The sequence below is a fragment of the Brachybacterium sp. AOP43-C2-M15 genome (genome assembly GCF_052446295.1).
Lineage (GTDB): Bacteria > Actinomycetota > Actinomycetes > Actinomycetales > Dermabacteraceae > Brachybacterium.
The window spans coordinates 196,569-209,866 of the sequence record NZ_JBQSWB010000008.1; the positions used below are offsets into that span (position 1 = coordinate 196,569).

The following is a 13,298-nucleotide window of genomic DNA, read 5'->3' on the forward strand; positions in this document are numbered from 1 at the left end:
GAGCGGCCGACGGCGTCGGGGCGGCGACGGAGCGTGCGCATCGCCATACGTCGACAGGTCTCCCTTCGGACAGGACTTCGGGCATCCACCTCGCGGACCGGCGGGCCGACCTGCTCTCGTCCGTCGTGCCGACGAGGCGGCGGGCGCCCCCGCGAGACCCGATCGTCGGACTATAGCAAGGTGAACGACAGGTGAACTGCAGGGCATGAGGGGACGGCGCGCCCCGGGACCCGCCCGTCGCGAGGGGGCGTGGAACGGGCCCGGACTCGGTACCCTGGCCGGGTGCCTTCGACGACAGAGACCGTGATCCCGCAGGGGCAGGACGGACTGGACCTGCCCGGCGTCCCGACCGACGCCGCCGAGGCGGGGACGGCGACCGACCCCGACCACCCCCATCCCGGGCAATGGCGGCTGGTCGCCGTGCAGATCTCCAACTGGGGGACCTTCCACGGCACGCACGATCTCGCGATCTCCTCCAAGGGCTTCTTCCTCACCGGCGGCCCCGGCACCGGCAAGTCGACCCTGCTCGACGCGGTCAGCGCGCTGCTCACCCCGCCCCGCACCCTGCAGTTCAACGCCGCCGCCTCGGACGCCGGCCCGAACCGCTCGAAGTACCGCCGCACGGTGGCCAGCTACGTGCGCGGCGCCTGGGCGATGCACTACGACCAGGCCACCGGTGAGTTCAGCCAGGAGGTGCTGCGGGAGAAGACCACGCTGTCGGTGCTCACGCTGCGCTACAGCGACGGCCGCGGCGGCACCGTCCAGCTCTCCCGCCTGCTGCTGCTGCACGCCGGCCACACCTCGGACTCCGACGTCAAGAGCCTGTACGTCATCGCCCGCACGCCGCTGGACGTCACTGACCTGCGCCGCTTCGTCTCCACGCAGATCGAGGGCAAGGCGCTCGAGGCCGCGCACCCCGGCACCCAGACCTTCCGCCAGTTCCGCGAGTACCGGGCCGCGTTCTGCCAGCTGCTGGGCATCCCCGACGAGAAGGCCCTGGGTCTGCTGCACAAGATCCAGTCCGCCAAGGAGCTCGGGGACGTCAACGCCCTGCTGCGCGACTACATGCTCGATGCGCCGCGCACCTTCGACCTCGCCGACCAGGCGCTGGCCAACTTCCACAACCTCTCCGAGGTGTACGAGGCGCTGGTGACCGCGCGCGAGCAGCGGGACCTGCTGCGAGGGCTGCGCGGCAACCACCAGGACTGGACCGCGATGCGCGAGCGCGGCGGTGCGCTGGTGGACCGCCGGGCGGACATCGACGTGTTCGCGGCGCAGCACCTCGTGCGCCTGCTCGGCGAGGAGACGGACCGCCTGCAGCTCGAGCGCGACCGTCACGAGGCGCAGCAGCGCCGGCTCACCCAGGACGTCGCCGAGGCCCGCAGCGACCTCTCCCAGCTCAAGGAGCAGCGCCGCCGGGCGGGCGGCGGCGAGATCGACGACTGGAAGCAGCAGATCGCCGGTCTCGAGGTCGAGCGGGAGCGGCGCCGCGAGCGCGGCACCGAGTTCGCCGCGCAGCTGGCGACCGTCGAGCTGCGCACCCCGGCGGGCGAGGACATGTTCCTGGCCCTGCAGCGCGAGGTGACGGCCCTGCGCGAGAGCCTCGAGGACGAGGAGAAGGGGGCCGACGCGGCGCGCTGGGAGGCGGAGGCCACCGTGCGCGAGCTGGGCCAGGCCCTCTCCCGCACCCGCGAGGAGCTCGCCTCCCTGACCTCCCGCGCCTCCAACCTCCACTCGGAGGACGTCGCCCTGCGCGACCACATCGCCTCCGAGGTGGGCATCGCCCCCACCGAGCTGCCCTTCGCCGCCGAGCTGCTGCAGGTGCGCACCGGCGAGGAGGAGTGGACGGCCGCCGCCGAGCAGGCGCTGCGCGGACTGGCCCGCTCCATCCTGGTCCCCGATCGCGTCTACCGCGAGGTCGCCGCCGTCATCGACCGCACGAAGCTGCGACGGAGGATCTCCTACAACCGCGTCAACACCGATCTGCGGCGCCCCGCCAAGAGCATCGACGAGCGCTCCCTGGCGGCGAAGCTCGACGTCAAGGACGGCGAGTTCCACGTGTGGCTGTCCCACGAGATCGCCTCGCGGATGGACTACACCTGTGCGGAGAGCCTCGAGGAGTTCACCCGGCTGAACCGGGCGGTGCTGCGCTCCGGGCAGATCAAGCACTCGGCCACGCGGCACGAGAAGAACGCCGACCGGCAGATCAACGACCGCTCGCAGTGGGTGCTCGGCTTCGACAACCGTGCCAAGCGGGCCGTCTTCGAGCAGGAGCGGACCCGCGCCGAGCAGGCCCTGTTCGAGGCCCAGGCGCGCCGCAAGGATGTCGAGGCCGAGCGGGAGAGGCGCCGTGAGCGCCTCTACGCGCTCCAGATGATCAGCGCCGTCACCTGGGACGACATCGATGCCGCGTCCGTCGCGCGCCGTGTCGCGAACCTGCGCGACATGGTCCGTGCCGCGGAGGACGGCTCCGCGGCGCTGTCCGAGCTCGCCCGCCAGATCGAGGACGTCGAGCAGTCCATCGCCGACACCGACGAGGAGCTGCTCGAGGTGGTGCGCACCGCCGGCAAGATCGCCGAGCAGGCCGAGCGGGTCGAGGAGCGCCTGGCCGAGGCGCGCGAGCGGGTCGCCGAATCCGCCCTGGACCCCGAGGTGGAGAAGGAGCTCGCCGAGCGCTTCGCCGCGATCGCGCCCACGCTCGTGCTGTCCACCATCGACCAGGTCACCAAGGACGCCTCCGCGACCCTCGACGCGGAGCTCATGGATCTCACCCGGCGCACCTCCCGCGCGGAGGAGGACATGCGCACCGCGATGCGCGAGTTCTCCCGGCGCTGGCCCGCGCAGGCCGGGGACACCGCCCCGACGCTCGAGGGGGCCGACGACTACCTCGCGATCCTGCAGCGGATCGAGGAGGAGAAGCTGCCCGAGGTCGAGGACCGCTTCTTCGAGTTCTTCACCGGCAACACCCTCGGGGACGTGCAGGCGCTCGCCACCGCCATCGCCCGCGAGCCCGCGGAGATCCGCAAGCGCCTGCAGCGGATCAACGCCCTGCTGGCCCAGGTGGAGTTCCACTCCGGCCGGTACCTGCAGCTGTCGATGCGGCCGGTGCACCTGGCGGCCCTGGACGAGTTCAAGCGGGCGCTCGAGGAGGCCGTGGCCGACACCGCGCTCAACGACATCTCCCGGGACCGCGACCTGGCCGAGGAGCGCTTCCTCTCGCTGCGCCACCTGATGGACATGATCGGGGCCGCCCGCACCCGTGACGACCAGGTCTCCCGCGTGATCCTGGACGTCCGCCGCCACGTGCACTTCCACGCCGAGGAGGTCGATGCGACCGGCACCGTGGTCCACGCCCACGAGTCCGGCGGCCCGCTCTCCGGCGGCCAGAACGAGCGCCTGGCGACCTTCTGCCTCGCGGCGGCCCTGCGCTACCAGCTGGCCGGGACCGGCCAGGAGGTCCCGCGCTACGCGCCGATCATCATCGACGAGGCGTTCTCCAAGGGCGCGGGCAAGTTCATCACCGCCGCGATGGAGTCCTTCCGTCACTTCGGGTTCCAGGTGATCCTCGCGAATCCCGGGAAGAACCCGCAGGCCCTGGCCCCGTTCATCGGCGGCGTGGGCGTGGTCTCCATCCGGCAGGACCGGTACTCCTCGGTCGCTCCGGTCCAGTTCGTGCCCGTCGAGGAGTGAGAGGGCGCCCCGTCGCCGCGGGGCGGGCTCCGCGGCGATGGGGAGTTCTCCCCATCGGCAGCGGCGGCGCGGATCAGTACCCTGGTCGCCGACCGTCCGGGACGATCCCGGGCCGGGCGGTGACGAGCGATGCCGAGATCGGATGCGGCGCGAGGGCGAGAGGTGAACAGCGATGTCAGCTCAGCCCGCCGACGGACCCGCGACGATCCCGAGCCAGGACGACACCCATCACCGCATCCACGACCTGCTGGGCACGGTGGTCACCGCGCTGCTCGAGGAGCAGCCCGGGCTGCTCGCCTTCCACGACCACCGCCCCGAGCGCGACCGCTCCTCGGGCTCCGCGTGGCACGGCCTGCAGACCCTGTGCCACGTGAGCGCGCTGCTGGTCAGCTCGGGGGAGCCCGCGGAGGCGGAGGGCGCCACCGGGCGGCTGCTGGAGGTCGTGCACGAGATCGCCGCGTCCCGGGGGATGCGACGGCGCTCCGAGCACGGCGGTCATGGCATGGCCGGGGCCACCTGGGTCGATGCCTCCGGGGATCTGCTCGAGGTGGTCGTCGGCGTGCGCACGGCGGTGCGGGCGATCAGCGCCCCGTTCCTGCCCGGGTCGCTCACCCCGATGGCGACCACGAGCCCTGCCTCGGCGCTCAGCCCGCTGACCCCTCCACCGCGCCGGATCCGCTGATCCGCTCGAGCGCCGCGAGGGGGATCGGCAGCCAGTCCGGGCGGTTCCGCGCCTCGTAGAGCGCCTCGTAGACGGCCTTGTCGGCCTCGAACGCCCGCAGCAGGACCGCCAGGGCGGCGGAGCCCGCGTCCCATCCCGCCTCCCGCGCATAGCCGGCGAGGAAGGCGGTGCGGGCCCCGGCCGCCCACGCCGCGGCGTCGACCTCCTGCTCCAGCCGCACCGCACCGGCGGCGTAGTCGATGCTGCGCAGCATCCCCGCGACGTCCCGCAGCGGCGAATCGGGGAGGCTGCGCTGGGCGAGCGGACGCAGCGGCTCGCCCTCGAAGTCCAGCAGCACCCAGCCCCGCTCGGGCACCAGCAGCACCTGACCCAGGTGCAGATCGCCGTGGATGCGCTGCATGGCCGGCCACGGATGCCCGAGGGCCGCGTCCAGCAGCGACTCCAGGTGCTCCCGATGGGCGGCGACCCGGGGGACGGCGAGAGAGACCTCCGCGAGCCGGTCGCGCATCTGGCCCACCATCTCCTCCACCACGGAGTCGTCGGCGCCGACCGTGCCGAGCGCCGCGGCGAGGTCCCGATGGATCGCGGCGACGGCCGTGCCCAGCGCGTCGGCGGCCTCGCCGAAGTCCTCGCCGGCGGCGGCCAGGCGCAGCACCAGGCGCCAGGCGTCCTCGACCCCCGGCAGGTACTCCTGCGCGAACAGCGAGTGGGTGCGCAGGCCGTCGACGCCGATGGTCGCGGAGCCCACCACGGCGGGGACCTTCGTGCTGCCGAGCCCGGTCAGGGCGCTCTGCAGCACCACGTCCGGGTTCGCGCCGTCCTGCAGCACGCGGAACAGCTTCACGATCAGCGGCGAGGCCCCCTCGGTCTCGATGATCAGCGAGGTGTTGGACTGCTCGCCGGACAGGAGCCGGCTGCGCATCGCCCGTCCGAGGGGGAGCGGGGCGTCGGGGACCGTCCGGTGGGAGGCGAGGTTCAGGCCGGGGCCCATCGCGCCCTCCCCGGAGACGAGGGTGGCGACGATCGCGGCACGGCCGTCGGCGTCCCGGGTGGCGTCGTCAGCGCGCAGCGGACCGCCGGGGATCGCCACCACCCCCACCTCGGAGCCGTCGTCGCGGGCCGACGGCGCGGCGCCGGGCCGGCGCAGCACGAGCGGCACCTGGTACAGGGCCTCGGCGTCGTCCTCGAGGTGCGCCGCGACCACCGCGAGCACCACCACGTGGTCCGGGGCGACGCGCAGCGGGGCCCAGCCGCGGATCTCCGCCCGCGGGTCCGCGGCTCCCTTGTGCGCGTACCAGCGCTGAGCGGGCATCCAGGCGGCGAGCAGGTCGGTCAGCTGCTCGAGGATCTCGCCCAGGGGCGGCAGCGTCGAGACGTCGAGCATGGGGTCGTCCGGCGCTGTGTCGTCGGGCGCTGTGTCTACGGGCGCTGTGTCTACGGGCGCCGCCCCGGGGAGCGCGGCGTCGGCCTCGACGGGGCCGGCGGGTGCGGCGGCGGGGCCCGGCGTCCCGTCGGAGTCACCTGCGCCGGCGGAGGGAGCACGGGTCTCGTCCATGCGCCCACTCTACGGTCGGGCGGGTGGCGCCGGACCGTCTCCCGGAGGCTCCCCGCCGCACGTTGCTACCCTGGCCGGGTGCTCGAGCCGCCACCGCATCGCCCCTCGCGCGCGCCCCGCGGACTCCTGTCCCTCGCGCGGGTGCGCCCGCGCGGCGAGCGCCCGGCCGGGGCCGGTGCGAGGTCGCCGCGATCACGGACCCTGCTCGCCCGCGCGGCCGCGCTGTGCGCCGCCGCCGCGCTGGCCCTGGGCTCCGTGCTCCCCGCCGCGGCGATCGGGGAGGACGGCCCCTTCGAGTTCCCGGCGCAGACGCAGACGCTGCGGATGATCCCCGGCTCCATCACCCGCATCCCGCTGGAGTCGCTCATCGAGGACGACGTCGAGGACGAGGTCGTCCTCGACTCGGCGCGGCTCGCCGTGCCGGAGGGCCTGGACGAGACCGCGCGCTCGCAGATGCAGATGGGCGAGGACGCCCGCAGCCTCGAGGTGGTCGGCGAGGGCATCTGGTCCCTGCTCGGCGGGGATCTCGTGTACACCCCTGCCGACGGCGTCGACGGGCCCAGCACCCCGATCGCGCTGACCATCCGCGGGGATCACGACACCCGCTCGCACCCGGTCGAGTTGACGCCCGAGCTCCTCGAGCTCGAGGAGATCGGTGTGCACGGCTCGGCCGCCGGGGTCTCGAGCATCCCGCTGCCCGGGTCCGTGCCGGAGGGAGGCTCCGCACGGCTCGAGCTGGCCGGGCTCCCCGCCGGATCCACCGTGCTGTCCGACGGGAGCCGGGCCACCGTCCCCGACCAGGGTGTCTGGCAGCTCTCGGCCGACGGCGGCACCCTCACCCACACCCCGGCGAGCCCCGGGCTCGGCCGTCAGCTGGATCCGGTGCGCTATGTGGTGGAGGACGAGGACGGCGCGGTCGAGCGGGCCGGTCGCGTCTCGCTCACCGTCCCGATCATCTCGGACCTCGACTGGTCCGCGCCCTACGGCGAGGACATCGTCTTCGTGGTGGGGGAGGGGCAGCAGTACGTCGATCCCTCGACGCTGCGCCTCGAGCCCCTGGGCGACCGCGAGTCCTACCGGGCCTCCACCGACGGGACCCGCGTGGTCGTCGAGGGACAGGGGGTCTGGGAGCTGAACCGGGCCGAGGCCACCGTGCGCTTCTCCCCCGAGAGCGCGGAGGTGCGCGAGACCGCGCCGATGGGCATCTCCGGCGGGGACGGCGAGGGGAGCACCGCGGCGATGGCGCTGCTCAGCACCGCCTACCCGATCCTGCGCTCCCGGACCGAGGCGGGGCCGCCGGAGGCCGAGCTCAGCTTCGACATGAGCGTCGGGATCCGTGACGTCAGCTCGGACTCGCTGCGCTTCGATCCGTCGGCCGCCCCCGAGGGCTCCGAGGTCTCGGACGACGGCACCGAGCTGAGCGTCCCCGGCGAGGGCGTCTGGCGGATCGACCTCGGGTCCGGGGCCGTGGTGATGACACCTCAGGAGGGATTCACCGGGACGGCCGCGCCCGTGGTGGTCACCGCCCGCGGCGTCTACGCCGACAATCCCGTCGAGGCGACGCTGCAGGCGATCATCACGCCGCTCGTGGCCACGCCCCGTGACGACGAGGCGCGGGTGGTCCCGCAGTCCTCGGCCACCGTGGACGTGCTCGGCAACGACACCGCGGGCAGCGGATCGCAGCCGCTGGTCCCCGAGTCGGTCCGGATCAGCTCGCTGTCGGCGACGAATCTCGGCGAGCTGGAGGACGGCTGGGGCAAGCGGCTGCAGATCCCGGACGAAGGGGTCTTCACCGTCGGCGGCAACGGCGCGATCACGTTCGCGCCCGATGCGGACTTCACGGGCCGTACCACGCCGATCACCTACCAGGTGGTCGACAGCGAGGGGATCCCGGTGACGGCGAGCCTCGTGGTGGACGTCGACCCGGACCTGGCGTCGGACTCGGAGTCCGCGCCGGGGACCAGCGGGATCAACAGCCTCCTGGTGGGTCTGCTGCCGTCCTCCTCCGGCACCGCGGTCGTCTTCGGCACCATCATCCTGCTGCTGCTCTTCGGCGGCGTCATCTCGCTGTGGATCGGCGTGCGCATGGAGGCCGACCGCAGGACGTGGGAGGACTGATCGACGTGCTGCGAGGGACGAGCGGTAGGAGATCAGTCGGTGGGGTGGAGGACTGATCGACGTGCTGCGAGGGACGAGCGGTAGGAGATCAGTCGGTGGGGTGGAGGACTGATCGACGTGCTGCGAGGGACGAGCGGCGCTCAGCAGCCTTCGGGGGTCTCCACCGGCTCCTCGAGCGCGGAGCTCGCGGCGGACGCGTCCTCCAGGCCCCCGAACCCGTCGCCGATGAGGAGGTCCACCGCCGTGCCCTCGACGTCCTCGTCGAGCGTCAGCTGGGAATCCTCGACCTGCACCCGCAGCGACTGCGCGGCGAGGTACCCCTCGGGGCCGTGGACGATGGTCGCCGGACCGGTGGCCCGCCGGGTGTTGCCGGTCTCGGCGATCTCGTAGCCGCGCTCGCCGAGCTGCTCCGCGACGTCCCCGGCGAGACCGCTGCGGGTGGTCCCGTTGAGCACCGTCACGGTGACGTCCTCGGGCGGGAGGGGCACGGCGTCCGGCTCGGGGCAGGCGAGCTCGGCGGTCGCCGGCCCGAAGGACTTCGGATCGATCACCCCGGGCTCCGTCGAGGGTGTGCGCAGCTGTCCGACGGCGTACACGCCGATCGCGATCAGGGTGACGGCGAGCAGCGAGAAGATCGCCAGCTGCATCGCCCGGAGTCGTCGGGTGCGGCGGAGGCGCTGGTCACGCCGCCGGACATCGTCCGCGGAGCGACCGTACGGGTGCGCGTCGCGATGGGATGAGGGCATCTCAGTCCAAGGGGCGGTAGCGGATGCCGAAGGCGTCCAGTCGCGGCAGGTGGGCCCGCAGGCGCTCCTCGAACTCCTCCCAGCTCTGGCGCGGGGAGCCCCAGGCGCGCTCGGCGAGGGCGCACATGCGAGGGAACGCCATGTACTGGACCTGCGCCGCATCGGGCATGTACTCGGTCCACAGCTGGCCCTGGACGCCGATCAGGAGCGTCGTCCGGTCCTCGTCGAGCTTCTGCGGGGAGAACTCGGCCGTGTACACGTCCTTGACGGTGGTCATCCCGCCGATGGCGAGCGGCTCGTCCTTCGGCCCGGCCTGGTAATGGTCGAAGTAGGTGTGCTCGTTGTTGGCGATGATGGTGCGGAAGCCCCGGCCCGTGGACTCCTTGAGGCCGTTGCCGTGGCGCCAGTTCATGATCACGGTGTCGTCGGGCAGGTGGCTCTCGAGCACCTCGTCCCAGGCGATGATCCGCTTGCCCTTCTCGGCGAGGACGTCGGCGGCGAACTGGGTGAACCGGCCCTGGATCTCCGAGACCCGGGTCAGCCCCCACTCGTTCATGCGGGAGCGCGCGGCGGAGGAGCGCTCCCACTCCACGCGCGGGCACTCGTCCCCGCCGATGTGCACGTAGGGGGCGGGGAAGATGTCGGCGACCTGGCTGAGCACGTCCCGCAGGAAGTCGAAGACCTGGTCCGAGACGCCCAGCACGTGGTCGGAGATCCCCCAGACCTCGCGCACGCCGATCGTCTGCTCGGGGAAGTTGCCGAGCTCGGGGTAGGCGGCGATCGCGGCCTGCATGTGCCCGGGCAGGTCGATCTCCGGCACGATCATGATGCCGCGGCGGCGCGCGTACTCCACGAGGTCCTTGAGCTCCCCCTGGGTGTAGGAGCCGCTGTGCGGGATCCCGTCGAAGGTCCAGCTCTCCTCGTCGTCCCCCATGTGGCCCACGAGCGTCTGCTCGCGCCGTCCGCCGATCTCGGTCAGTCGCGGGTACCCCTTGATCTCGACGCGCCATCCCTGGTCGTCGGTGAGGTGGAGGTGCAGGACGTTCAGGCGGTGCAGCGCCATCGCGTCGATGAGCGTCTCGATCTCCCCCACGGGGAGGAAGTGGCGGGAGACGTCGAGGTGCATGCCGCGCCACGGATGCTCGGGGCGGTCGGAGATCGTCACGCACGGGATCGAGCCGCCCGCGCCGGTGACGATCTGCGCGAAGGTGTTGCGGCCGTCGGCCAGCGCGGCCTCGCTGCCGGCGCTGAGGGCCGCTCCCGCGGGAGAGATCGAGAGGGTGTACTCGGGCGCGGGCAGGGAGTCGTTCAGCCCGACGGAGAGCCCGTCCCAGGGATCGTTCGTCTCCCAGGTGCCCTCCGACCAGACGACGGACTGCGGCAGCGGGACGAGGGCGATGGGATCGGGCATTGCTTCTCCTGGGACGGCGACGTCGATCGGGCTTCGCACCAGTTTGCCACGGAGACGCGCGTCACCGTGCCATCGCGCACCCATGCCCCGTCGTGCACCCGTCGCGGCGCGTCGGCCGTGGCCGAGGCGTCAGCGCCGCCCCGACCCCCGGACGCACGGGAGCCCGGTCGGCGTGCCGACCGGGCTCCCTCACGTCGCCCTGCTCCTTCCCGTTGACGCTCTCGCGTCGAGCAGGCCGTCGTGGCCTTGCGTCCGTCCGCTGCGGACCGATCCGAGGATCAGCGGTAGGTGACGAACACGTGCGGGGCGTTCCAGATGGTCCGCTCGACGACTCGCTGCTGCGAGCTGGAGGCGTCGATGATCCTTCCGTTGCCCGTGTAGATCCCCATGTGGCCGTAGTCGTTGCCGGTGAAGGCGACGAGGTCGCCCGGCTTCGCCTCGGACTGGGAGATGATGCGGCCGCCGAAGGTGTAGCCCTTCGCGGTCTTGCGCGGCACGTTCACGCCCGCCTGGTTGTAGGCGTAGTACACCAGGCCGGAGCAGTCCATGCCGGTCGAGGGCGAGGAGCCGCCCCAGGTGTAGCGGGTGCCGATGGTGGACCGGGCGGCGTTGACGATCGCCTGGCCGTTGACGGTGCTGCCGGAGTCCGAGCCCCCGCCACCACCGCTGCCGCCGCCGGGCGAGATGGGCACACCGCTGTCCAGTGCGCTCCACGTCCGCGGCCCCACGACGCTGTCCACGCCGATGCCGGCGGCGGACTGCAGCGCCCGCACCGCGGAGGCGGTGGCGGGCCCGAAGGAGCCGTCGACGGCGAGCGAGGCGCCGCGCTGGTTGAGCGTGGTCTGCAGGGTCGACACGGCGCTGCCGCGGTCGCCCTGGCGGAGCTTCGGGCGGGAGCCCGGGTCGGTGGTCGACCCGCCGCCCGAGAGGGAGCTCCAGGTCTGCGGACCGACCACGCCGTCCACGGCGATGCGGGCCGAGGACTGCTGGCTCTTCACGGCCCGCAGGGTCGCGGGGCCGAAGGAGCCGTCCACGGCGAGCGAGGCGCCGTGGGCGTTCAGCCGCTGCTGGAGGTAGGACACCGCCGCGCCGCGAGCGCCCTGGCGCAGCTTCACGGAGGTGTACTGGGTGTTGGCGGGAGCGGCCGGAGCGGTGCTCGGCACCGTGCTCGGAGCGAGCCCGCGGACGGCGCCGACGCTCGCGGTGGCGGGTGCCTGGGCGGTGGCCGCGGCGCCCCCGGTGAGGGCGGCGGTGGCGGAGACGGCGCCGATCATGGCGGCACCTCCGACTCCCTTGCCCACGGGAGCGGCGAGCCCTCGGTAGTCGATGACGGCGCGGCCGGGTGCCCGGTGCGCGCCTCGTGGAGCTGTACGGAACATCGTGTGCTGATCACTTTCTCCGTCGCCACACAGCGGCTCCGAGCGGCGACGTGGACGACGCGCGCGTGGACTGCGCCCGTCACCCAGGGAAGAGGAGGAAGCGACCGAGCCGGTGACGGGAAGGCGGCAGCCCGGTGAGTGCTGTCAGCGAACGACGGCACCGCTGGTCACTGTATGTGGAGCTCTTGTGTTCCCCACAGGGGAGTTTGCCTGCCGACATGGACGTCTTTGCCAAGATTTTACCGTAAATGGCATTATCGGCCCGTGTCATCCGTGAAATGCGAATGCCATTGTGATAGTTACATCGATGTCATTCATGAAGCAAAATGCGCCCGGCGGCCGCTCGTCGACCCGTGGATGCAGGTCAGGGGGAGGGCGAGACGTCCGATATGTCTGCGCCGAGAACAGGGTGGGTTGATCCGGGCCGGCGCCGACACCGGAGCGGGGTTTCTGTCCGGATATGTCCGACGCGCTCCGGTGGAATGCGCGCCCTCGGGTCCCGAGGAATGCGGACCTCGGGTCCGGATGCCCGCTGACGCGGCGGGCCGCGACACCGCGCGGGACCGGGCCGGCCGCGACAGCAGAGGGGTCGCGACAGCAGAAGGGCCGTGAGATCGTCCTGCGATCTCACGGCCCTGCTCGATGGTCGGGGTGACAGGATTTGAACCTGCGACCTTGCCGTCCCGAACGGCACGCGCTACCAAGCTGCGCCACACCCCGGAGGGGACTCGCCGGAGCGGGTCACCGAGGAGAAACTCTAACAGGCGTCGGAGGTGCTCACGGCCGTGCGACCGGCTTCCGGGCGCGCAACGTGAGCAAGGTCGCCTCGGGCGGCGTGAACAGGCGGTAGTCCGAATAGGGACTGGCGCCCATCCCGGCGCTGACGTTCATCGGCACGCCTCGCCAGGTGGAGTGTCCTCGCGCCTGCGCGCGGGGCAGGTCGCAGTTCGTCACCAGGGCGCCGATCCCGGGCAGGCGGAGCTGTCCCCCATGGGTGTGCCCGGCCAGCACGAGGTCCGCGCCATCGGCGACGAAGGCGTCGAGCACCCGCTGATAGGGCGCGTGCGCGACGCCCAGCCGCAGCACGTTGCCGTGCTCCGGGAGCGCCGGGGCGGGGTCGGGGAGCGCGGGGATCTCGTCGCGCTCCAGATGCGGATCGTCGACCCCCACCAGGCGCACCTCGAGACCGCCCAGCTCGATGTGCGCACGGGAGTTGGTGAGGTCCTTCCAGCCGTGCGCGGACAGTCGACGCGCGAGCTCGTCGACGGGCAGGGTCGGCTCCTTCGGCTCGATCATCTCGGCGGGCCGGGGGTCCGGCAGCAGGTACCGGGCCGGATTCTTCGGCTGTGGCTCGAACATGTCGTTGGAGCCCATGACGAAGGCTCCCGGACGCCGCAGCAGCGGATCCAGCACCTCGGCGAGGACGGGGATCGAGGCGGCGGAGGCGATGTTGTCCCCCGTGTCGATCACCAGATGCGGGCGCAGCGACGCCAGGTGGCGGAGGAAGTGCAGCTTGCGATCCTGCTCGGGCATCAGGTGGATGTCGCTGATGTGCAGCACCCGGATCGTGCGGGTGCCGGGCGGCAGGACCTCCAGCGCGAGCTCGCGCAGCGTGTACCGGTGGATCTCGACGTGGCGCGCCCAGACGTGAGCCGCCGCGGCGGCGCCCAGGCCCAGGGCGCCCGCGGCGCCGACCGCCGCGAGGGCGGGCCGCACC

Annotated in this window: 8 protein-coding genes and 1 tRNA gene; 3 read left to right on the forward strand and 6 right to left on the reverse strand. The window is 72.6% G+C overall.

Features of this window, described 5'->3' with window-relative positions; translation table 11 throughout:
* Positions 1-282 precede the first annotated feature (282 nt).
* Complete coding sequence (locus ACT3SP_RS10815; protein ID WP_444587296.1) at positions 283-3,690, forward strand: ATP-binding protein; 3,408 nt, start codon at positions 283-285, stop codon at positions 3,688-3,690.
* A gap of 172 nt (positions 3,691-3,862) precedes the next feature.
* Positions 3,863-4,372, forward strand: a complete 510-nt coding sequence (locus tag ACT3SP_RS10820) for a hypothetical protein (RefSeq protein ID WP_444587297.1) — start codon at positions 3,863-3,865, stop codon at positions 4,370-4,372.
* Here the strand turns inward: ACT3SP_RS10820 and ACT3SP_RS10825 are convergent.
* Positions 4,335-5,927 (reverse strand): maltokinase N-terminal cap-like domain-containing protein, encoded by a 1,593-nt coding sequence (locus ACT3SP_RS10825; RefSeq protein ID WP_444587298.1) that lies wholly within the window; start codon positions 5,925-5,927, stop codon positions 4,335-4,337. The genes ACT3SP_RS10820 and ACT3SP_RS10825 overlap by 38 nt on opposite strands.
* A 78-nt stretch (positions 5,928-6,005) precedes the next feature.
* Between ACT3SP_RS10825 and ACT3SP_RS10830 the strand changes: the two genes are divergently transcribed.
* On the forward strand, positions 6,006-8,045 hold the full coding sequence (locus ACT3SP_RS10830) for an Ig-like domain-containing protein (protein ID WP_444587299.1): 2,040 nt from the start codon (positions 6,006-6,008) through the stop codon (positions 8,043-8,045).
* Between the two features lie 140 nt (positions 8,046-8,185).
* Here the strand turns inward: ACT3SP_RS10830 and ACT3SP_RS10835 are convergent, their stop codons facing one another.
* From ACT3SP_RS10835 to ACT3SP_RS10855, 5 genes are all read right to left on the reverse strand, one after another.
* A complete protein-coding gene (locus tag ACT3SP_RS10835) occupies positions 8,186-8,692 on the reverse strand; it encodes a LytR C-terminal domain-containing protein (protein WP_444587300.1) in 507 nt (168 codons plus the stop codon).
* 100 nt (positions 8,693-8,792) lie between these two features.
* Complete coding sequence (locus ACT3SP_RS10840) at positions 8,793-10,202, reverse strand: beta-N-acetylhexosaminidase (RefSeq protein ID WP_444587301.1); 1,410 nt, start codon at positions 10,200-10,202, stop codon at positions 8,793-8,795.
* 278 nt (positions 10,203-10,480) lie between these two features.
* Positions 10,481-11,476 carry a C40 family peptidase gene (locus ACT3SP_RS10845; protein WP_444587302.1) on the reverse strand — a complete coding sequence of 332 codons (996 nt, stop codon included), beginning with the start codon at positions 11,474-11,476 and terminating at the stop codon, positions 10,481-10,483.
* A 748-nt stretch (positions 11,477-12,224) separates the two neighbouring features.
* Positions 12,225-12,301: transfer RNA gene (locus ACT3SP_RS10850), tRNA-Pro, on the reverse strand.
* A gap of 57 nt (positions 12,302-12,358) precedes the next feature.
* Positions 12,359-13,297, reverse strand: a complete 939-nt coding sequence (locus tag ACT3SP_RS10855; protein ID WP_444587347.1) for a metallophosphoesterase — start codon at positions 13,295-13,297, stop codon at positions 12,359-12,361.
* Between the last annotated feature and the right edge of the window lies 1 nt (position 13,298).